Genomic DNA, 21589 nt, shown 5'->3' with positions numbered 1-21589 from the left:
TCGATGGCGCCGCCCCGCCGATCAGTTCGGTAACGCGGGCGGCTGAGGCTATCAGTTCATCCGACCATGTCGACAGTTGGGCAATCGATTGGCGGTGGTGCAGGGTCCAGATGTTCAGCACCGCAATGGGCTCGCCGATGAAGTTGAAGATCGGGGCCGAGATGCCGACAAGGTGGTCGTATTCCTCGCGGTCGTTGGTTCCGAAGCCGGTGTTGCGCACGATTTCGAGCGCCTGCTTGTATGCCTCCGGCGTGGTGATCGTGTTGTCGGTGAACCGTTCGAAGTCATGCGCCGCGAGTTTCGCATCGATGACCCGATCAGGCATGAAGGCCAGTAAGGCCTTGCCGGACGCCGAGCAGTGGAACGGCTCGCGCATGCCGGGGCGATGGGCGGTTCCCATCGGTTTCTTGGCCTCAAGCACGCGCAGGTAGATGGTGTCGGGTCCTGCGGGCACGCCGATGGTCACGTTCTCTTCGATCAGTTCGTGCAGGCGCATCATCTCACCCAGCGCGATGATCTGGATGTCGTAGCCATTGTAGGCGTTTCGTACCATGTCGAAGATTTTCGACCCCAACAGATAGGCCTTGCGCTCCTTGTCGAACTGGAGCAGCTGGGCCTCGACCGCCAGCGCCAGAAGGCGGTGCGTTGTGCTCTTGTTGAAGCCGCTGATCGAGACGAGTTCGGAGAAGGTCGGAGGCCTCTTCGCTTCGCTGACCAGTGTCAGAACCGCGACGAGTTTCTCGACGATCGAACTTCGCATGCGTGATTGTCCTCCCAAGTTCGCCAAAGGCTCTGCCGGCCATCCAACTCGGTATAGGTCGCCGGTTGGCGCAATGCAAATTCCTGTTTTCGCTTGACGTGGGGTGGCGGCCGGCATGTGCCGGGCGTCTCCGGAAGCCTTCGCGGTGGACGGCAAGACAGTCCGGATCCTTCGCCGGACATGGGCAACCGAGGGCAAGGTCGGCGTGTTTTCGGGCGGCAAATACTACCACAACCTGGTTTCGCGGGCCATGTGGAGTGCCTTGCCAAGGCTGCCCCGGTCGATCTGCAGGGCCTATTTCACCTGATGTTCGCTGGCGGTTCGCCGAAGAGCAATCGAAGCTTGGGTCAACGCTTGTCGCAAGCTCCGCATGATCGTTGACGTTTGAGTAATATTCTGTAATATGAAACTAATTACCTGTAATATAAAACAAACGAAAAAAGAGGGGGAGAAAGATGCACCGAATGTTAGGCGGTGGCCTGAGACGACTTCTGACGCTGTTCCTGATATTGCTCGCCGGAAGCTTTTCGATGGCTTCGGCAGAGCCGCGTGAAGGCGGGACGCTTAAGGTATTTTCCTCGGGCTGGAGGACATTGAATCCTGCAGTGCAGTCCGGCGCATCTGCAGGTGTCCCTGGCTCTCAAATCTTTGCCGGCCTCGTCGAAGTCAGGGACAATTTCGAAATAACACCCTATGGCGCCGAAAGCTGGGAGCTTTCAGACGACAAGATGAGCGTGACATTTAAGCTGAGGGAGGCGAAGTTCCACGATGGCGAGCCGGTAACCTCAGAAGATGTCAAGTTCTCCCTATTTGCCGCGCGCGACAACCACCCGTTCGGGACGGTGATGTTCGGTCGGATCAAGGATGTCGAGACACCTGCGCCTGACACTGTTGTCTTCAATCTCACTGAGCCGACACCGGGTCTGATGCTGTCGCTGCAGCCCCTGCTTATGCCGATACTTCCCAAGCATATTTACGATGATGGTCAGGAGCTAAAGACGCATTTGCGAAACAACGAAAATGTCATCGGGTCCGGGCCGTTCAAGCTGGTGGAGAATACGATCGGTGAGCGGATAGTGCTCGAAAAGAACGAGGGTTTCTTCATCGAGGGCCGCCCGTATCTTGACCGGATTGTAATCACCGCAGTTTCCGACCAGCTGACACGTCTTCTCATGATCGAGAATGGCGAGCTGGATTATGCGCCGAACGTCGGATTGCGGTACACCGACGCAGACCGCCTTGAGAAGAAGGAAGGCTTGATCGTCACGAGCAGGGGCTTCGAAGCGCTCGCAGCCGTTGCCTACCTCGAGCTGAATCTACGGAAAGAGCCGTTCACGGATGTGAACGTTCGTCGTGCGTTGGCGCATGCGCTTGACAGAGAGCTGATGAACCAGATCGTGTTCGGCGGGCGGTCACGGGTGGGTGAGGGGCCGCTGCATTCGAACAATCCCCTCTTCACCCCGGGAGCTCCTGCCTACGAGTTCGATATGGAAAAGGCCGCTGCCATGCTGGACGAGGCGGGACTGACCGCCGGTGCCGATGGTAAGCGCTTCGGCTTCGTATTGGACATTCCGACATGGGCGCCGCACATGTGGGTGCCGTTTGCCGAGTACATTCAGGCGCAGTATTCAAAGCTCGGCATCGACGTCGAACTGCGTAGGGCGCCGGATTTCGGTACCTGGGCAGGCCGGGTCGCCAGCTGGGAATACGATGCGACGGTGAATGGATCGTTCAATTATCCCGATCCGACCATCGGCGTCGAACGCCACTTGAGATGCGACAACATCCGTAACGTGACGTGGTCCAATACCCAAGGGTATTGCGATCCGGAGATGGATGAAATCCTCGCGAAGGCCGCGGTCGAGACCGATTTTGAGACACGCCGCGCCTTGTATGATCAGGTGCAACGTAAGGCCATGGAAGATGTGGCTTTGCTCTACCTAGTGCAGGAGTACTCGACGACGGTCTACACGACCAAACTGGGCAATCCTCCTCTGAGCCCGTTTGGTGCTCTGGCGCCTTACTACGACGTGTACCTGGAAGATTAGGTCATGAGCTGAAAGCGCAGACTGCGCCTTTCAAGCGCGGTCTGCCCTTCGACCTCTCAGTAGCAATGGGGACCGGGCTTGGCGAAAATGATTCTCCGACGGATCGTCTATGCATTCGTCCTGCTGCTGGCGGTTCTGGTTATGAATTTCGCGCTGATTCACCTGGCCCCTGGCGACCCAGTTGAAACCCTGGTCGGGGAAATGGGCGGCGCGACGCCCGAGTTCATCGAGCAGATGAGGGCGGCATACGGCTTGGACCAGCCGTTCTACATCCAACTCGCCACCTATCTCGGGCGGGTCGCTCAGGGTGACTTTGGATTTTCGCTCTACTTCAACCGGCCCGTACTGGAACTGATGTTCCACCGCATCGGTCCGACGATACTGTTGGTCGTCACCGCCGTCCTCATCGCTTTGACCTTGGGCACTTTCCTGGGCGTTTTGGCCGCGCAGCGGCGCAACTCGTGGCTCAGCCATTTGGTGACCGTGTTTTCGCTGGTAGGGTATTCCACTCCCGTATTTTGGGTCGGCATCATGTTGATCCTCGTTTTCTCGGTCGCGCTGCCGATTTTTCCGATCGCGGGAATGTATCAGTCGGACACAAGTGCGACTGGGCTCGCCTTCCTTCTTGAGGTCCTCCACCATCTTATCCTGCCCGCCATGACGCTGGCGCTTATCTACCTTGCGTTCTACACACGCCTTTCGCGGGCGAGCATGATCGACGTGCTGGATTCCGACTACGTCCGGACGGCTCGTGCAAAGGGGCTGAAAAACTACTTGGTGATCTACAAGCACGCCCTAAGGAACGCGATCCTGCCTGTGGTGACATTCGCGGGATTGCAATTCGGACAGGTGCTGTCCGGCGCGGTATTGGTCGAGACCGTGTTCGGCTGGCCCGGGCTTGGAACCCTGGCCTATGACTCCATTCTTCGCCGAGATACGCCCACTCTTTTGGCGATTTTGTTCTTCTCGGCGTCCCTCGTCATCGTCGTGAACATGGTGACCGACATAGTCTATCGATATATCGACCCACGAATGAGGGCCGAGCAGTGACCTACATTTCACAACCCTCCGCTCCCGAAGTGCCCGTACCTGAGCCCGTCTCGCCGGCGCGCCAGGCGTGGAGAATGTTCCGCGCGCACCATGCGGCCATGGCGGGATTGGCGTTTCTGGGCTTTATCTGCCTGGTCTCTATCGTCGGCCCCTACCTCTATACCGTGTCGCCGCGGGACATGGTCTGGGCGCCTTTCACGCCGCCGGGTGCATCGCAGTATATTCTGGGAACGGATTATCTTGGGCGCGATCTGCTGGCTGGGTTGATCAACGGCGGCAGGATCACGATCACCGTTGGACTGACGGCTGCGCTGATCGCCGTGACCATCGGCGTGACTGTCGGAGCGTTTGCCGGGTTCTTCGGCGGACAAGTCGACAACATCCTGATGCGGATCACCGAGTTCTTCCAGGTCTTGCCGTACCTCCTGTTCGCAATGGTTGTAGTGATGCTGTTCTCTCCGACAATCATCAATATCTCGATCGCGATTGGCATTGTGTCCTGGACCGACATGGCACGCCTGACCCGGGGGGAATTCATGCGGGTGCGCGAGATGGACTACGTCAAGGCGGAGCGGTCTATCGGCGCGCGCAACGCTTGGCTTATCTGGGCCGTTATCCTTCCCAACGCCGCACCGCCCCTGATCGTCGTGGCCGCCCTTGCGATCGGCAACGCCATTCTGTTCGAAGCTGGACTGTCGTTTCTGGGTTTGAGTGACCCCAATACCATGAGTTGGGGCAGAATGATCGGGGACAATCGCCCTTTCATTCTGGACAACTCGTGGGGCGTGACGCTCCCGGGGACGATCATATTTCTGACCGTTCTCGCGGTCAGTCTGGTGGGCGACGGCCTGAACGATGCCCTTAACCCCAAGTTACGACATCGTTGATGAGCACTAGATTACTTTCCGTTCGCGACCTCGGCATAACCTTTCTGACCGATGACGGCGAGATCGAAGTTCTTCGTGATGTTTCCTTCGAGTTGAACAGCGGCGAAGTTCTGGGAATTGTCGGAGAGTCCGGGTGCGGCAAGAGCATGACCGCCCTGGCGCTTATCGGTCTAATCCCGAAGCCATTTGGTCGCATTTCAAACGGCCGGATACTGCTGGAAGGGGAGGACCTCGCTGTCGCAAGCGAAAAGCGCCTGCGGCAGGTTCGGGGAAACGACATATCCATGGTTTTCCAAGAACCCATGACGTCTCTCAATCCCGTGTTCACCGTGGGTCACCAGATTTCGGAGACGCTACGCGCTCACTTCGACATGTCCTCGAGGGAAACGTGGAGCCGTGCTATCGAAATGCTCAAACTGGTCGGCATTCCGTCGCCGGAGAAGAGAGCGAACGAGTATCCGCATCAGTTATCCGGAGGAATGCGGCAACGCGTCATGATCGCCATCGCGCTTGTGTGCGAACCCAAGCTGCTGATCGCGGATGAACCCACGACCGCGCTTGACGTCACAGTGCAGGCTGAAATCCTGCAACTCTTCCGAGAACTTCAGGAAAAAACCGGGACGGCGATCATTCTGATCACCCATGACATCGGTGTCGTCGCGGAAATGGCGGATCGCGTAATGGTCATGTACGCGGGCAAGGTTGTGGAAACCGGCACGGCCCGCGACTTTGTCTATGACCCCATGCACCCCTATACGCACGGCCTGATCTCATGCGTCCCCAAGCTGGTCCATAATCCGAGCTACGATCCCGCACCGCTGCTGGAGATCCCCGGGGTCGTGCCAAGCCTGCGTGAGCTGAAGCGGACCGGCTGTCCCTTCGCACCGCGCTGCAAGAATGAGATCGACAAGTGCCGGTCCGCGGAACCCAGCCTTGCCGAAATCGCCGATGATCACGCTGTCGCTTGCTGGAACAGGATGGAGACCGCCTGGTGAGCGATGAGACGATCCTCGAAGTCAAGGACCTCAAGGTCCATTTTCCCTTGCGCAATGGCGCCGTAGTCCATGCAGTCGACGGTGTGTCGTTCGAGCTGAAGAACGGAATGGCATTCGGGCTTGTGGGTGAGAGCGGGTCCGGGAAATCCACGACCGCATTGGCTTGCGCCCGGCTTGTCAAAGCGACGGCCGGGGAGATCTTTCTCAAGGGCACCAATATTCTGGACCTGGATGGTGAAGACATGCGCCAGATGCGGCGCTTCACTCAGATCATTTTTCAGGATCCGTATGCATCGCTCAATCCGCGCGAACGGGCGGGTGCAATTGTCGGGAGGCCGCTGGATCTAATGAGGGTCGGTAAGCCCCAGGAACGCCGGAAACGCGTCGCCGAGCTGTTCGAGATCGTCGGATTGCGTCCCGAGCAGCAGGAACTGTTTCCGCACCAGTTTTCAGGAGGTCAGCGTCAGCGCATCGGAATTGCCCGTGCCCTGGCGACGCAACCCGAGTTGGTGATCTGCGACGAACCGGTCTCGGCGCTGGATGTCGCGATCCAGGCGCAGATCCTGAACTTGTTGAACCGGCTCAAAAAAGACTTTGGACTGACATATCTCTTCATCAGTCACGACCTCGCCATCGTGCAGTACATCTGTGACGTCATTGCCGTGATGTACCTGGGCCAGATCATCGAGATCGGGACCAAGAGCGAGCTATACGGAAACCCGCTTCACCCCTATACAAACGCGTTGATTTCGGCCGTGCCATCGGTCGAGAATCTGGGAAAGGCCGACAAGGGACATGTCCGTTTGCGAGGTGAGCCGCCAAGCCCGATATCTCCGCCTGTCGGATGCCGGTTCGCAGGTCGGTGCAGTTTTGCGCTGGACTCTTGCAAGAAGAGCGCGCCGCGCCTGACCCGCATCAAGGGGGAACACATGGTCGCCTGCCATCGCATCAACAGCGACGGCAAGTTAGTCTGAAATCCGCGCCGCGAAGGTGCTTTTCGGATCCGCTTCCAGCGCGTCGGACGCGGTGAGCAGGTCCATGGCGCCATTCATCTCCGTATCGGAACCGACACCGATCAGGACAAGAACAGTCTCGGTGTCGGTGGGTGCCTCCAAGAATTCATGACGCCTGCCGACGCACTGCAGCAGCGTCATGCGACCGGTTTCGAGATCGCGGAAGAAGCCCTTCACCCGATGAACCGACGAGGGCAGGGCTTCAATCGCACGTGCTAGACCGGCGCGGCTCAGTCCGGTTCCGGGAACGCACATCACCGTGCGCAGATGCGAATGAGGAGCGGGCTCGACCGGGCCGGACAGGGCGTTGGACGCGCGGTCGGCTCCGAAGGCCAATGCGACAGGTAGCGTGCCGTTCGGTGCCTCGAAGATACGCGCATTGGGAACCTGGTTTCGCAACCATGCTTTGACACCACGCGCCGCCTCCGGCCCCACCAGATCGGTCTTGGTCAGGGCGATGATATCGGCGTGTCTGATCTGGCTTCGGACAAGTTGACCGACGAACTTGTCATTCGCGCGATTGCGAACGGTTTCGGCGTCGGCCGCCACGATGAGTGCATCAAGCTCAAAGCCCGGCCAGAAGCCCACATGCGTTGCGATCCGCTTCGGTTCTGCCACGCCGCTGGCTTCCAGCAGGATGTTCTCGGGCGGGATGTGCCGCGCGGCCTGCGCGTCCAGCGCCGCGCCGAGGTCGTCCCCGATCGAACAGCAGACGCAGCCGTTCGTGAGGCTGATCGTGTTGTCATCCTCGGTTTCGATCAGGCTGGCGTCGATGTTGACGGCCCCGAAATCGTTGACCAGGACGGCAACCCTGCGGCCGTGATCGCCCGACAGAAGTCTGTTGATGATGGTCGTCTTTCCTGCGCCGAGATAGCCCGACAGGATGGTTATCGGGATACGAGTCGTCATTTTTCGACCGGGAAGGGGCGGCCTTCGAACACCGTGCCCCAGATCGGGATGTCTTTCAGGTCTTCAAGTGGCGTCTCCCAGGGATCGGCTTCGAGAACCGTGAAGTCGGCGAGCTTGCCGGCGCGGATGGAGCCGATTTCGTTTTCCATGTTCAACACGTAGGCTGCGTCGATAGTGATGGCGCGCATCGCAAAATCCAGCGATGTGCGTTCCCTCTCGCCGAGCACGGCGCCCGATTCCGCAAATCTGTTAACGGCCACCCATGCGGTGTGTAACGGCTGCGGGGGTGAAACCACGAAATCCGAATGAAAGGCGGTCGTGATGCCTAGCCGTTCCAGCGTGCCCATTCGGGACATCTGAAAAGCGCGCTCATAACCGATGGAATGATGCCAATAGGCCTCGCCCAACTCGTGCACGTAGTACACGGCCGCAGAGACGATTGCGCCAAGATCCCTGATCCGGCCAGCCTGTTCGGGTGTTGAGACGCCGCAGTGTTCGATGGTGAATCGATGGTTAAACCGCGGTTGGACGGCCAGAAGGTCCTCAAGCACCGTGAGCGCCAGTTCCAGACCCATATCGCCGGTGCAGTGGACGTGAATCTGCTTGCCGTCCTTCCAGTACTGCTCAGCAAGGGCTCGGAAGTACTCCGGTGCAACAAGCCATTCGCCGTGGTGTCCGTCGATATAGCCCGGCGGCAGCAATTGCATCAGTTCGGCGTTGAAGCCTCCGTCGGCGAAAAGCTTGACGGCGTTCCCGAACCTGAGCCGGTGGGTCCCGAGCGTTTCCATCTCGTTCACGCGCGCCAGATTTTCCGTTGGACTCCCATTCCAGTCGCCGCGCAGTGCCCCCCGAGGCACGATCTTCATGCGAAAGGGCACGTCGTCACGATCAATCCGTTCGCTGAGCATCTCCCACTCGAAGTCGTGGTTCATCATCGGATACGCCATGTCTCCGACAGTCGTGTGGCCGCCCAGATGAACCATCCGCTTGTGCATCTCGAGTCCGCGGGCGAACCGCTCCGGATTGAGGGTGATCTTGTTCACGGACTGAAACAAGACAGCCAGCCCGGTCTCGAAGAAACGACCCGTCTCAAGGTCGATCTGATGGTGTCTTTCCAATTCGCTGCGTTCCGCCTCGAGCCAGTCGAGACCCGCGTCGTTTGTGACGGCCTCGTGAAAGGATCTTTGCAGGACGAAGACCGGCCGGGTCTGCGAAATCTCGTTGAGCTGCTCGCGAAAGACATCGCCGTGCCAGATCTTGTGAAAGCCCCAGGTCAACAACACTTCGTCGGGGTCGTCCATGGAGCGTTCGATTTCCCCCAGCCGCTCCAGGTAACCCTCATGGGTCTTGATCGCCGGTGAAATCCTGTCCGGTAGCTGCCATTCCATCGCGGTGATCCAATAGCTCGGAAGCAGGACCCCTCCGACCGCGGGGTGAATATGCGGGTCTATAAACCCAGGCATCAGCACGTGATCCTTGAAACGATCGTCGATGACGTGCTCGTGTGCCCCCAGCCACGGCTTCATGCTATCCAGCGTGCCGACTTCCACGATCCTCCCGTCCCTCACCGCTACGGCTTCTGCTTCGGGGAAAGACGGATTCATCGTGCGAACCTTGCGGGCCGTATAGACCGTGATCCGTGACATGGGTGTTCTGACCTCTTCTATCTATTGTCGAACCTCAACAAGGTTGTCCGACGTGACGAAAATGGCATCTGCCGCATCCAATTCTGCCCACATCGCATTCCCTAATTCGTGGGACCGTCGCTCGTGATGCCAAGGGCGAGCGCCTCGGCAATGGCGTCGCCCTCGGTCGCGATTTGCAAAGAGTCGTTGAACCGGTTGAAAAACCCGCACAGCGCGATCCTTAGCGTCAGCTCGATAATCTGTGCGTCCGAAAAGTGGACCCTGAGGTCCTTAAAGATGCGATCTCTGATGTACTGGAACTGGTTCGTGACAAGTACGGCATAGTCCCTGATGAGCGTGTCCACGCCGTCGAATCCGTCAATACTTTCGGCGCGAATGTTCGATACTGCATCTGGGCTGAGCCCATGCTCGACATCGCGGACACGGGCCATGTGATGCCTCCTTACTTGATTGGGAAGGGGCGGCCTTCGAACACCGTGCCCCAGATCGGGATGTCTTTCAGGTCTTCAAGTGGCGTCTCCCAGGGATCGGCTTCGAGAACCGTGAAATCGGCGAGCTTGCCGGCGCGGATGGAGCCGATTTCGTTTTCCATGTTCAACACGTAGGCTGCGTCGATAGTGATGGCGCGCATCGCAAAATCCAGCGATGTGCGTTCCCTCTCGCCGAGCACGGCACCCGATTCCGCGATCCTGTTTACCGCCACCCAGGCCAGTTTCAACGGCTGCGGCGGGGAGACGAGAAAGTCGGAATGAAATCCAGTCATGACGCCCAGACGCTCTAGCGTCCCCATCCGGGACATCTGCGAGGCACGTTCGAAGCCGATCGATCCATGCCAATAGGCCTCACCAAGTTCATGGACGTAATAGACTGCCGCTGAGACGATTCCGCCGTGATCCTTGATCCGTCGTACCTGTTCCGGAGTGGAGACACCCAGATGCTCGATCGTGAAGCGATGATTGAACCGCGGGCGCTCGGCTTGAAGCTTTTCGAGCACCGAAAGCGCAAGTTCGACTCCCAGGTCACCCGTACAATGGACGTGGATTTGTTTGCCCGCGTTCCAATACAAACGGGCCAAGTCTTCGAAGACCTCTGGCGCCATCATCCATTCGCCATGATGGCCGTCGATGTAGCCTGGCGGCAACAGTTGCATTAACTCGGCGTTGAAACCACCATCAGCAAAAAGCTTGATCGAATTCGTGAACCTGAGTTTGTCGGTTGAGCGTTCTTCGAGTTCGTTCACCCGTTTCAACTCGTCGGCCGTGCGGCCGCCATAGCTCGCCATGTCATTGATACCACGCGGAGTGATCGCAATACGAAACGGCGCGTCGTCGGAGCCGAAATTGTCACTCAGCATTTCCCACTCGAAAGCTTCGTCAGTCAACGGAAAAGCCATATCGCCCACTGTCGTTTCGCCGCCCCGATGCATCAGCTTCTTCATCTGAGCCATGCCCTGCGCGAATCTTTCTGGGTCCATCATGATCCGCTTCAGGGATTTCAGAGCAAGGAACATACCCGTTTCAAAGAAGCGTCCCGTTTCCAGGTCGACTTGCTCGTGCCGTTCCAGTTCGTCCCGCGCGGGCTCCATCCAGTCGATGCCGGCGTCGTTCGCCACGATTTCGTGGAAGGATCGCTGGCAGACGAAAATCGGGCGTGAGTCGGATATCCGGTTGAGCTGTTTGCGATAGACGTCGCCATGCCAGATCTTGTGATAGCCCCACGAGATGAGGATTTCACGCGGGTCGCTCAGCGAACGCTCGATTTCGGCCAGGCGGTCCATGAAACCTTCATGAGTCTTGATGGCCGGTGAGACTCGGTCGGGCAGTTGCCATTCCATCGCCGTCACCCAGTGACAGGGAAGCAGCATGGATCCGATCGTCGGATGCAAGTGCGGATCGACGAACCCCGGCATCAGGATGTGGTCTTTGAAACGATTGTCTACGACGTGGTCATGAGCCTCCAGCCAAGGCGCCATGCTTTCCAGCGTACCGACTTCAATAATCCGACCATCCTTAACCGCGACGACCGTCGCTTCGGGCAACGAGGGGTTCATCGTTCGGATATTGCGGGCCGTATACACGGTCATTTGGGACATGGCGGTCTCGGAAAAATCCTCAATCAACGTGACTAGATGCGCACACGCTTCCGTCGCCCAAAACCGAAGGGTTCAGAAAGCCCGCTCAGGGCAGGCCCGGACAGCCAACGCACAATTACGGCAACCTTTTGTGCTGTATTGCAATACTAAGGTTTTATAATACAATATTATTTTGATTGGTCAAGGCGGACTGAGTCCAGGCTACGGCTGTCTCGCGGATTCGCCGGCAGGATCGCGCGGCAACTCACTCCGCACGCTCTCGGAAGGAGAATCCAAAGTGACCCAAGAGACGCTCTTCAAGAACGGCATCATCAATTCAATGGACAGCGCAGTGCCCAACCCGGAGGCTGTCGCGATTGCCGATGGCAAAATCGTCGCTGTAGGTTCCGCCTTGGATGTCGAAGACCAGATCGGAGCGAAGCATCATGTCATCGACCTACACGGCAGTGTTCTTCAGCCGGGTTTCGTGGAGCCGCATTCGCACATCCTTTGGGCGGCCAAGACGCGAGGTGCCCCGGTGGGCGACATCACGGCGGCCGTCGTTCCGACCTATCGCGCTGCGATTGCCAAGGTGAAGCGGCATGTGGCCGAGGCAGTACCCGGCGAATTCCTCCTGTTCTACGGCGTCGATCCACAGCTGCACACGGACATGGAAGAACCGTCCCGCTCGTTTCTGGACGAGATTGCCCCGAACAATCCGCTCGCGCTGCAGACGTCGAACGGGCATGCGGTTTTCATGAACTCTGCCGCGTTGGACGCGTGCAATATCACCAAAGACACGCCGACCCCCGTCGGTAGTGTCATCGCTCGCGACGACTCCGGCACGCCGACAGGACGTCTGGAAGAAGCGCTGGTCTGGCGCGTCCTGGAGATATTTTATGAATCCTGGGGCGAGAACCGGCTGACGACTGAGTTTCGCAAATCGATAGATACCTGCCTGCGAGCCGGTGTCACGACGGTGACCGAGCATCTCTACTTGCCGTTCTACAAGACCTACTACCTGCAAGCGTTGAAACAGGCCGTGCCGCTTCCCCGGGTCGCGGCATATCAGCAGGCCGTCGATCCCGACATGATGGTGGAGAGGATCGACCTGGACGATCGGTTGTGGATGGCGGGGGTCAAGATCCACGCGGACGGCTCGCCCTTTGTCGGGAATATCTGGCTCACGAAGCCATATCTCGAAACATCGACCACGCTGGAACGCATGCATCTGTCGCCGGGTCATACCGGCGGACCAAACTATCCTGCAGATTTCTTCGAAATGATGGTGCGAAACTATTTCGGGCAGGGGTGGCAGATGTCCGTCCACACCCAAGGCGACCGAACGATCGACATGGTGCTCGACCTTGTCGAAACGATTTTGGAAGAGACGCCAAGGGACGATCATCGTTTCCGTCTGGAGCATTGCGCACTGATGCGCGAAGACCAGATCGTCCGCGCAAAAGACCTGGGTGTTCAGTGCAGTTTCTTCATCAATCACATCACCCACTGGGGTGGCCCGATCGAAGACGCCCTGTTCGGGCCCGAACGCGCCGCGCACTACATGCCGGCCGGTTCCGCGCATAAAGCCGGGATGCGCCTGAGTCTTCATGCCGATGCACCAATGACGGTGACGTCGGGGCTAGACCTCATGCAGGCAGCGTCGACGCGAATGACGAATGACGGGCGGTGCCTAGGCGAAAACGAACGTCTCGACAGGTTGACGGCCCTCAAGGCGGTGACGATTGACGCGGCATTTCACATCGGGATGGAGCACAAGCTGGGCTCCCTGACGCGGGGTAAACTGGCCGATCTTGTCATTCTCGACCGCGACCCATTGGATACTAACCCCCATGAGTTGTCGGCGATACAGGTGGAGCAAACCTGGCTGGCCGGCGAGTGCGTATATAGGCGATGAACAAAGCCGCACCAAACGGCGCGCGAGTGCCCATCGTCCTGATCGGCGGATTTTTGGGCGCTGGAAAAACAAGTCTGATCAACCACCTTCTCGTGCGCGCGAACGGTCGGAAGCTGGCTGTCTTCGTCAACGATTTCGGGGCGATCAATCTGGATCGTGACCTAATCGAGACCGAGGACGAGAGCAAGATTTCGTTCAGGAACGGCTGCGTTTGCTGCACATTGAATGACGACTTCGTGCGCACGATTACTGCGTTTCTGCAAGGCAATGCCGCACCGGACGTGATCGTGGTCGAGATCAGCGGTGTCGCCGACCCACGCCAGATGGGGGCAAGTCTCGTTGCGCTGGAAAACGCGGGCATCGGGCGGTTCGATGCCCATGTCTACATGCTGGACGCGGCCAACTTCTTTGATATGGGGTTTGAGCATCGTGAAATGATCATCGAGCATGCCGCGTGTGCCGACATTCTGGTTCTCAACAAGTCCGATCTAGCCGAATCGCGAGCAGTTATCAGACTAAGAGATCTGATTTCTGACGCGACGGAAGCTATCCCCGCTATTGAAGCGGACTTCGGCAAGGTGGACGAGGACCTGGTTTTTGGTCCGCAGATATCTCGCCGAGATGACTTCTGTCCCACGGATGCCGGCGCGCGGAGCGATCATGCGGCGGCCTACACCTCTTTCTCGGTATCCACAAAGGGCTGCATCCACCGTGCGGCCTTCGAAAACTTCGCCGCTATGCTGCCGCGCTTTTGCTTTCGCGCAAAAGGATTGGTTCGCTTTATCGAAGATCCTACAACCTTGCTTCTCTTCAACCTGGTATCAACGCGCGCAACTCTGGAGAAATTTGGCCAAAAGAACGTGCAGCCAGACAACAAATGCAAATTCGTGATGATAGCAAAAGAGTCGGGCGAAGACTTGGCTTGGCTTGAATCCAGTCTCCATTCCGTCTTCAATGGAAAAACTTCGAGGCGAGATCGGTCGGACGCTAAGACAAAGACCGAACTCGGCCACGACCGTTGATCATCTGGTACTCGTTGCGGAATAGCTATTTAGAGCCGGCGGGCTAGGCAGCGATTGCCGGATCAAGTGGTGGTGGCGACGTGAGGCGCAAGAACTGCCTGCATCGTATCGGGATCGCCTCGGGTGCGGAAAAACGACGAGACCTTCAAGGCCCGGATCGGGGATCAGTTTCGCAAGCTCTCGGTCGATGGCGCCGCCCCGCCGATCAGTTCGGTAACGCGGGCGGCTGAGGCTATCAGTTCATCCGACCATGTCGACAGTTGGGCAATCGATTGGCGGTGGTGCAGGGTCCAGATGTTCAGCACCGCAATGGGCTCGCCGATGAAGTTGAAGATCGGGGCCGAGATGCCGACAAGGTGGTCGTATTCCTCGCGGTCGTTGGTTCCGAAGCCGGTGTTGCGCACGATTTCGAGCGCCTGCTTGTATGCCTCCGGCGTGGTGATCGTGTTGTCGGTGAACCGTTCGAAGTCATGCGCCGCGAGTTTCGCATCGATGACCCGATCAGGCATGAAGGCCAGTAAGGCCTTGCCGGACGCCGAGCAGTGGAACGGCTCGCGCATGCCGGGGCGATGGGCGGTTCCCATCGGTTTCTTGGCCTCAAGCACGCGCAGGTAGATGGTGTCGGGTCCTGCGGGCACGCCGATGGTCACGTTCTCTTCGATCAGTTCGTGCAGGCGCATCATCTCACCCAGCGCGATGATCTGGATGTCGTAGCCATTGTAGGCGTTTCGTACCATGTCGAAGATTTTCGACCCCAACAGATAGGCCTTGCGCTCCTTGTCGAACTGGAGCAGCTGGGCCTCGACCGCCAGCGCCAGAAGGCGGTGCGTTGTGCTCTTGTTGAAGCCGCTGATCGAGACGAGTTCGGAGAAGGTCGGAGGCCTCTTCGCTTCGCTGACCAGTGTCAGAACCGCGACGAGTTTCTCGACGATCGAACTTCGCATGCGTGATTGTCCTCCCAAGTTCGCCAAAGGCTCTGCCGGCCATCCAACTCGGTATAGGTCGCCGGTTGGCGCAATGCAAATTCCTGTTTTCGCTTGACGTGGGGTGGCGGGTTATACTGTAATTTGAAAAAGAAGTTCCGTAAAACAAAACTCTTGCGAAAGGCGGCATCCGATAAAGAAGCTGATCAACGATCCATCCAACTACGTGGATGAAGTGGTGGCCGGTATGTGCCTGGCCTATCCGGATGTCTACGCGGTCGATGGTGAGACAGCCCGCATCCTTCGCCGGACACGGGCAGCCAAGGGCAAGGTCGGCGTGGTTTCGGGCGGCGGCTTCGGCCATATCCCCGTATTCGCTGGCTACGTGGGTGACGGTCTTTTGGATGCCTGCGCGGTGGGCGACGTCTTTGCGTCCCCCGATATGAACCCGATGCTGGAAGCGGTGCGCTTCGCAGATACCGGTGCTGGAGTGCTGTGCATCGTCGGCAACTACGGCGGTGATCGGATGAATTTTGACATGACCTGCGAGATGGCGGAGATGGAGGACATCGCGACGGCGAGGGTAATCGTGTCCGACGACGTGGCCAGCGCAGGTCCCGACGAAGCCGAGAAGCGGCGCGGCGTCGCTGGACTGGTCTATGTGTTCAAGATCGCGGGTGCAGCCGCTAAGGCAGGCATGGATCTTGCGGCGACGACTGCTGCCGCCCAGAAAGCCTCAAACGCTTGTCGAAGTATCGGCGTCGCAATGTCGTCCTGCACTGTCCCGCAGGCGGGGAAACCGACCTTCGAGATCGGCGACATGGAAATTGAGATCGGTATGGGCATCCACGGCGAGCCCGGGGTATGGCGCGGTCCGCTCCAGCCGGTGGACGCGGTGACCGACACGCTACTCGACCATCTCGACCGCGATCGACCGCTTGGACAGGGGGACAGGGTGTCGGTTCTGGTCAATGGTCTTGGGGCGACACCGGTCGAGGAGCTTTTCCTCATTTACCGCCGCCTGCACAAGAGGATGAGCAACGCAGGCGTCGAGATCGTGCACCCGATGGTCGGCAACTATGCCACGTCGATGGAAATGGCGGGCGCCTCGGTCACTATCATGAAGCTGGATGGTGAGTTGGAGCAGCTGCTCTCCGTGCCCGCCGACTGTCCATTTTGGAGAAACCTCTAATGGCGTTGACGACCGAAACGCTGCGACGGGGCATTGCCCGTGTGCAGTCGAAGATCGATACGATCGGGCCCGAAATGAACGAGTTGGACGGACGCCTTGGCGACGGTGACCTCGGTGTCACGCTGATCAACGGCTTCCACAACATGGCCAAAGTCGCCGACACACTGCCCGACGACGTCGGGATGGCATTGTTCGGCTGTGCAAAAGCGATGACTCAGGTCAGCGGGTCAAGTTTCGGGACGCTCATGGCTACGGCCCTCATGGCAGCCGGGAAGCAGGCGAAGGGTGAAAGTGACGTCGAATGGTCACGTTTTCCAGAACTACTGGCGTCGGCGCAGGAGGCGATGATCCTGCGCGGCGGGGCGTCTCTGGGTGACAAGACACTTCTCGATTCGACGGATGCGGTTATCGCGGCGACGCGGGAACAGAATACGCCAAATGGCCTGCAAGAGGCTGCGCTGAAGGCAGCGAGCGACGCGCTCGACGCATTTCGTGACAAGCCGAACCGGATTGGCCGGGCGCGCATCTTCGGCGACCGGACCATCGGGATGGACGATCCCGGGATGGTCGCATTTTTGCGTCTGATCCAATGCTTCGATGACGGTTAGCGACAACAAGAACAGAAAGTCTCTCCCTGAAACTTTGATGGTGCCTTGCGGCGCCATTTTTTTGTCGGCATGTCCTTGGTCAACGGACTGGTCTTGGGCCGACCGATCAGCGACGGGAAGGGGCGTGTTCATGCTGCCCGGGATTGTCCAGAACCATGCGAACATCGCATTTTCGGACGTCGGGAGATTATTTGTTCGTCGTCTTGCTCATGATGCTCCATCCTACTCAGGAGTTGGAGCCTCCAGAAATCCCGGGACGGTTCAGTCTCATGTGTTCGCATAGTTCATGGGAAATGCACCTTGGCTGCTGCAGATCGCGGATCGGGAGGTCTGGTCCCGATGGCTCAGCGATGCGGCGAGGCGCTTAGAAGCGTCGGCGCGCGCACTGTGTGCGGTGTCACGCCATAGGCTTGCTTATAGCGCCGGGTAAAATGGGCATGGCTGGTAAAGCCGCAGCTCAAGGCCACCTCGGTGACCGAAGCATCGGTCTGCATCAGCAGATTGCGCGCGCGATTTAGTCGCAACTCGATATAGTATTGCTTCGGTGAGGCATGGAGGTGCTTGCCGAAAAGGCGTTCAAGCTGGCGTGCCGATATGCCGGCCGCGTCGGCGAGTTCGTGGGTCGAGAGCGGCATCTCCAGATTCTGTTCCATCAGCCGGACCGCCAGCTTCAACTTCTCATTGACCCCGATGCGTCCGTTGAGCGAGAACCGCTGGACATCTTCGTTGCTGCGTACCGCGTTGTAGACCATCTGATTGGCCACCTCGATGGCGAAGTCGGCACCGTGTTCCTGGGCGATCAGGTGCAGCATCATGTCCGAGGCCGCCGGTCCGCCCGACGAGGTCATCACCCGCTTGTCGGCAACAAAGACGCTGCGGCGCAGGGTCACGTCGGGAAAATCCTCGACGAAGGCGTCGTGATAGTCCCAGTGCAGCGCACAGGGCTTGCCGTCAAGCAGACCGGCCATGGCCAGCACGTAAGCGCCTGAGCAGATAGCTCCGATCCTTGCGCCGTGACGGCTCTCGCGCCGCAGATAGTCTATTACCGGCCGGGTTGTTGACCCTCTGACGTTGAGCCCGGAGACGACGAACAGGTGGTCGTCCGGCTCAAGCGGCTCGAGCCCGCGGTCGACGAGGATCACTGAGCGGTTTGAGCAGGTTGCCTGCCGGCCGTTTTCCGAGGCCAGCAACCAGCTGTAGAGCGTTTTTCCGGAGACGTGGTTGGCAATCCGCAGCGGCTCGATCGCGCAGGCGAAGGCAAGGTGGGAGAAGTCCTCTATCAGAAGGAAGACGAAGCGTTCTACGGAATTCACAGCACATACACCTTCCTGGCTGACGATGGGGCGCCCGCCCAGAGGGCGCCCCATCGTCCGCATTCAGTTTGTCACGGCACGGGCGGCAGAGATCCAGTTGTCATAAGTTGAACGGTTCTCCTCGATCCATGCTTCTACATGGGCGTCGATGTCGGCTGAACTGTCCTCGCCATCGCTGATCTTGCGGTTCTGCGCAGAGATGTCGTTGATGTCGAGCGCCGCGACCTCGAAAAGCTTGGCCGCTGCCGGGTTCGCGGCGAGGAAGTCGTTGGTGGCGACGACCCGGATGCTGTCGACGGCGAAACCCAGGTTCTTGCCCTTGAAAATCGTATCCGCCTGCGCGTTGTCGGGCAGTGACGTGTAGGGTACCGCGAGCCACTCGACGTTCTCACCCGGAACCAGCGCGCCCGAGACCCAGTAGGGCGTCCAGGTGTAGTAGAGCGCGTGGCTTCCTGAATCCACACGGGCGATCGTGTCGGCGATGATCGCGTTGTAGGCGCCCTGATTGTGGGAGACCGTATCGCGGAGGCCATATTCGGTCAGTTGGTGCTCGATGACCTTTTCGCAGCCCCAGCCGGGTGTGCAACCGGCAAGATCCGCCTTGCCATCGCCGTTGGCATCGAACATCGCGGCTTTTGCGGGATCTTTCAGATCCTCAAGACTGGTGATGCCCTCGTCGTAGGCGGCCTTGTCGACGAGGTAGCCCTGCAGTGCACCCTCGATAAAGGTGCCGACCTTGCGGAGAACGGACTCGCCGCCGGCTTCCTCGAAAAAGGAGTGGTGAAGCGTGTTCCAGTGAACCGCAGTGAAGTCGCCGTCGCCGGTCCCCAGTGCCAGGTGGATGGTTTGATATTCGACTTCCTGTGGCTCCGCGACCTCATAGCCCAGGTCTTCCAGTGCGCGGAACAGAATGCGGTGCTGGAACATCTCTTCCAACGACGGTGCCATCACGGGGCGCACGGTCACGCCCTCGCCGGGCATGTCAGCCGCGATGGCGCCACCCGCCATCAGCGTCGCCGCAACGCCAAGGGGCGCCAGGAGTTTGAATTTCATGGTGTCGTCCTCTCCTCTGTCAGATCTAGTTTTGTTGCTTTGCTTGTTGCACGCTTGATCAGGCGCAGGGACACGCCTATCGGCCCGCCCTGCCACCAATGGCGATGACCACGCTCACGCCCCGACTTGCCGAGGCCTTGGGTGATACGGTCGAGCACGATGGCGAGGATCACGATCCCCAGCCCCCCTACCAGTGCTTTGCCGGCGTCCAGCCTGCCCATGGCGCGCAGTACTTCGTTGCCGAACCCCTTAACGGAGATCATCGAGGCAATGACCACCATTGACAGCGACAGCATGATCGTCTGGTTCACCCCGGCCAGAATGGTCGGCGTCGCCAAGGGCAATTCGACCTTCCAAAGGATCTGGCGCGGGCTGGCGCCAAAGGCCGTCGCAGCCTCGACGACGCTGGGGTTTACGCCCCGGATGCCCAATGAGGTGAGGCGGACCAGCGGCGGGAGCGCGAAGACGATGGTGACGATAACACCGGAGACGTTGCCGATCCCGATCAGCATCACCACGGGCACCAGGTAGACAAAGGCCGGGATGGTCTGCATCGTATCCAGCACCGGGCGCATCGACGTCTCGAAGCCGTTGCTCTTGCCGGCCAGGATACCCAATGGCAAACCGATCAGGACGCAGAGGATCACGGCGGAAATGACGATGGCGAGCGTCGTCATCGCCAAGCCCCAGGCATTCGGGGCGAGCAGGCCGAGCACCGTCATCGAGACTACCACGAGAACCGCCACTCTCCGGCCCGCCGCCTGCCAGGCGATGAGGCCCAGCAGAACCAGCATGATGACCGGCGGCACTGCGTGCAGGCCGCTCTCGATGCCGACGATCAGCTCGTTGAAGAATGCCTTGATCGGCTGAACGTACTCACGGTTGCCGATGGCCCAACTCTTGACGCCATCCGCATAGCTCGCCACGTCAAGGTCGATCGTGGAGAAGGGGTCGAGCAGATCGAAGTTCTCCTTCTCAGCCATGGGTCATTTCTCCTGCATCGACCCGGCCTTGAATGCCGCGCAGCAACGCTTGTTTGGTGACGATGCCGACGGTCCTGCCCTGGTCGGTGACAATGATCGGATGGTTGGTATCGATTGAGATATCGACCAGTTGATTGAGATTTTCATCCGGATGGGCGATTGGCCAGCCAGAGGGATCGATCGGGCCGTTGCGGCTCTCGAAAGACTGAACGGGCTCCATGATCTTGCCGGCGGAGATCAGGTCGAGTTTCGAGATTCCAGCCACGAAGTCGGCGACGTAGTCGTCAACCGGGGCAGTTACGATCTCCTCGGGCGTGCCGACTTGCACCAGTATCCCGTCCTTCATGATCGCAATGCGGTCACCGATGCGGATCGCTTCGTCCAGGTCATGGGTGATGAAAAGCGTGGTCTTGTTCATTTCCGCCGACAAGGCCATGAACTTGTCCTGCAACTGGCGCCGGATCAGCGGGTCGAGGGCAGAGAAGGGTTCATCCATCAGCAGGATCGAGGGATCGGCTGCGATTGCGCGCGCCAGGCCGACACGCTGCTGCATGCCGCCGGAGAGCTCGTCAGGGTATTTTGTGTCCCACCCATTGAGATCGACCGCATCGATTGCACGTGAAGCGACATGGTTGCGCGTCGCCTCATCGACACCGCGCACTTCCAGCGAAAAGACCACATTGTCGCGCACGGTCCGGTGCGGCATCAACGCCATGTTCTGGAAAACCATGCCGATCTTCTCGGCCCGCAACTGACGAAGCGCACGCGCCGGCAGCTTATTGATGTCTTCGCCGGCGATTACGATCTCGCCGGCGGTGGGCTCGATCAACCGGTTGACATGGCGGATCAGTGTCGATTTCCCGGAGCCCGACAGGCCCATGATGCAGAAGATTTCGCCCTCGGCAATGCTGAAGCTTGCGTCCTGGACCCCCACGACACAGTTGAAACGGTCCCGCACCTCGAGCTTGCCAAGCCCTTCATTTTGAATGGCTTGCATGGCTTCTTCGGCCTTGGCGCCGAACACTTTCCACAGCGATCGGCACTCGATGACGGGTTCATCAGGGTTACTGGACACAAGGCACCTCCCAAGTCATCCAGCTCCCATAATCGACATGAATACAAACTGTACACAAGAAAAATTTTCAGGTAACACAGTTTGAACGTCCGCCAAGCCTTTGCATCCCCTGGCGGCCGGGCT

At 58.9% G+C, this 21589-nt stretch carries 20 protein-coding genes; 10 read left to right on the top strand and 10 right to left on the bottom strand.

The genetic code is table 11. The features are described 5' to 3' along the window. On the bottom strand, positions 1–760 hold a 760-nt coding region (locus HBA54_RS17470; protein ID WP_167226925.1), incomplete at its 3' end, for an IclR family transcriptional regulator. 115 nt (positions 761–875) lie between these two features. Between HBA54_RS17470 and HBA54_RS17465 the strand changes: the two genes are divergently transcribed. The 6 genes from HBA54_RS17465 (at position 876) to HBA54_RS17440 (ending at position 6714) form a co-directional block, all read left to right on the top strand. After that, a complete protein-coding gene (locus tag HBA54_RS17465; RefSeq protein WP_167226923.1) occupies positions 876–1067 on the top strand; it encodes a dihydroxyacetone kinase subunit DhaK in 192 nt (63 codons plus the stop codon). 223 nt (positions 1068–1290) lie between these two features. After that, entirely contained in the window at positions 1291–2808 is a 1518-nt protein-coding gene (locus HBA54_RS17460) for an ABC transporter substrate-binding protein (protein ID WP_167226921.1), read from the top strand. Between the two features lie 87 nt (positions 2809–2895). Continuing rightward, positions 2896–3858, top strand: a complete 963-nt coding sequence (locus HBA54_RS17455; protein WP_167226978.1) for an ABC transporter permease — start codon at positions 2896–2898, stop codon at positions 3856–3858. Next, a complete protein-coding gene (locus HBA54_RS17450; protein ID WP_322096063.1) occupies positions 3855–4745 on the top strand; it encodes an ABC transporter permease in 891 nt (296 codons plus the stop codon). Before HBA54_RS17455 ends, HBA54_RS17450 begins: the two co-directional genes overlap by 4 nt. After that, positions 4745–5740, top strand: coding sequence for an ABC transporter ATP-binding protein (locus tag HBA54_RS17445; protein WP_167226974.1), 996 nt, complete (start codon positions 4745–4747; stop codon positions 5738–5740). The genes HBA54_RS17450 and HBA54_RS17445 overlap by 1 nt, the downstream gene beginning before the upstream one ends. Then, positions 5737–6714, top strand: coding sequence for an ABC transporter ATP-binding protein (locus HBA54_RS17440; RefSeq protein WP_167226919.1), 978 nt, complete (start codon positions 5737–5739; stop codon positions 6712–6714). The genes HBA54_RS17445 and HBA54_RS17440 overlap by 4 nt, the downstream gene beginning before the upstream one ends. On the opposite strand, the gene HBA54_RS17435 is transcribed toward HBA54_RS17440, so the two are convergent. The 4 genes from HBA54_RS17435 to HBA54_RS17420 all read right to left on the bottom strand — a co-directional run bounded on the left by HBA54_RS17435 (position 6706) and on the right by HBA54_RS17420 (position 11427). Further along, on the bottom strand, positions 6706–7662 hold the full coding sequence (locus HBA54_RS17435) for a CobW family GTP-binding protein (protein ID WP_167226917.1): 957 nt from the start codon (positions 7660–7662) through the stop codon (positions 6706–6708). The two genes, HBA54_RS17440 and HBA54_RS17435, sit on opposite strands and share 9 nt — an antisense overlap. Further along, positions 7659–9308, bottom strand: coding sequence for an amidohydrolase (locus HBA54_RS17430; protein ID WP_167226915.1), 1650 nt, complete (start codon positions 9306–9308; stop codon positions 7659–7661). The genes HBA54_RS17435 and HBA54_RS17430 overlap by 4 nt, the downstream gene beginning before the upstream one ends. A gap of 101 nt (positions 9309–9409) precedes the next feature. Beyond that, entirely contained in the window at positions 9410–9739 is a 330-nt protein-coding gene (locus HBA54_RS17425; protein WP_167226913.1) for a carboxymuconolactone decarboxylase family protein, read from the bottom strand. An 11-nt stretch (positions 9740–9750) separates the two neighbouring features. Next, positions 9751–11427: an amidohydrolase gene (locus tag HBA54_RS17420; protein WP_167226911.1), complete on the bottom strand. Its 1677-nt coding sequence runs from the start codon at positions 11425–11427 to the stop codon at positions 9751–9753. A 250-nt stretch (positions 11428–11677) separates the two neighbouring features. Between HBA54_RS17420 and HBA54_RS17415 the strand changes: the two genes are divergently transcribed. Together HBA54_RS17415 and HBA54_RS17410 are read left to right on the top strand one after the other, a co-directional pair. Beyond that, the gene (locus tag HBA54_RS17415; RefSeq protein ID WP_167226909.1) at positions 11678–13297 is read left to right on the top strand and encodes an amidohydrolase; all 1620 of its coding nucleotides are present in this window, start codon (positions 11678–11680) and stop codon (positions 13295–13297) included. Continuing rightward, positions 13294–14319: a CobW family GTP-binding protein gene (locus HBA54_RS17410; RefSeq protein ID WP_167226907.1), complete on the top strand. Its 1026-nt coding sequence runs from the start codon at positions 13294–13296 to the stop codon at positions 14317–14319. Before HBA54_RS17415 ends, HBA54_RS17410 begins: the two co-directional genes overlap by 4 nt. Positions 14320–14483: 164 nt before the next feature. Here HBA54_RS17410 and HBA54_RS17405 read toward each other — a convergent pair whose 3' ends face one another. Then, complete coding sequence (locus HBA54_RS17405) at positions 14484–15263, bottom strand: IclR family transcriptional regulator (protein ID WP_167226905.1); 780 nt, start codon at positions 15261–15263, stop codon at positions 14484–14486. A gap of 205 nt (positions 15264–15468) precedes the next feature. On the opposite strand from HBA54_RS17405, the gene HBA54_RS17400 reads away from it, so the two are divergent. Further along, positions 15469–16434, top strand: a complete 966-nt coding sequence (locus tag HBA54_RS17400; protein ID WP_322096062.1) for a dihydroxyacetone kinase subunit DhaK — start codon at positions 15469–15471, stop codon at positions 16432–16434. Beyond that, entirely contained in the window at positions 16434–17042 is a 609-nt protein-coding gene (locus HBA54_RS17395) for a dihydroxyacetone kinase subunit L (protein WP_167226903.1), read from the top strand. The genes HBA54_RS17400 and HBA54_RS17395 overlap by 1 nt, the downstream gene beginning before the upstream one ends. Positions 17043–17386: 344 nt before the next feature. On the opposite strand, the gene HBA54_RS17390 is transcribed toward HBA54_RS17395, so the two are convergent. The 4 genes from HBA54_RS17390 to HBA54_RS17375 form a co-directional block, all read right to left on the bottom strand. Further along, positions 17387–18355 (bottom strand): GlxA family transcriptional regulator, encoded by a 969-nt coding sequence (locus tag HBA54_RS17390; protein WP_205944717.1) that lies wholly within the window; start codon positions 18353–18355, stop codon positions 17387–17389. Positions 18356–18418: 63 nt separating this feature from the next. After that, positions 18419–19408, bottom strand: coding sequence for a glycine betaine/L-proline ABC transporter substrate-binding protein ProX (gene proX / locus HBA54_RS17385; RefSeq protein ID WP_167226899.1), 990 nt, complete (start codon positions 19406–19408; stop codon positions 18419–18421). Next, complete coding sequence (locus HBA54_RS17380; RefSeq protein ID WP_167226897.1) at positions 19405–20391, bottom strand: ABC transporter permease; 987 nt, start codon at positions 20389–20391, stop codon at positions 19405–19407. The genes proX and HBA54_RS17380 overlap by 4 nt, the downstream gene beginning before the upstream one ends. Continuing rightward, positions 20384–21466 (bottom strand): quaternary amine ABC transporter ATP-binding protein, encoded by a 1083-nt coding sequence (locus HBA54_RS17375; RefSeq protein ID WP_322096061.1) that lies wholly within the window; start codon positions 21464–21466, stop codon positions 20384–20386. Before HBA54_RS17375 ends, HBA54_RS17380 begins: the two co-directional genes overlap by 8 nt. Positions 21467–21589 lie beyond the last annotated feature (123 nt).

This window comes from Pelagibius litoralis, from assembly GCF_011683915.1.
GTDB classification, from domain to species: Bacteria; Pseudomonadota; Alphaproteobacteria; order Kiloniellales; family Kiloniellaceae; genus Pelagibius; species Pelagibius litoralis.
The sequence above is the reverse complement of the archived record's forward strand: the minus strand, read 5'-3'. Positions and strand labels throughout refer to the sequence as shown.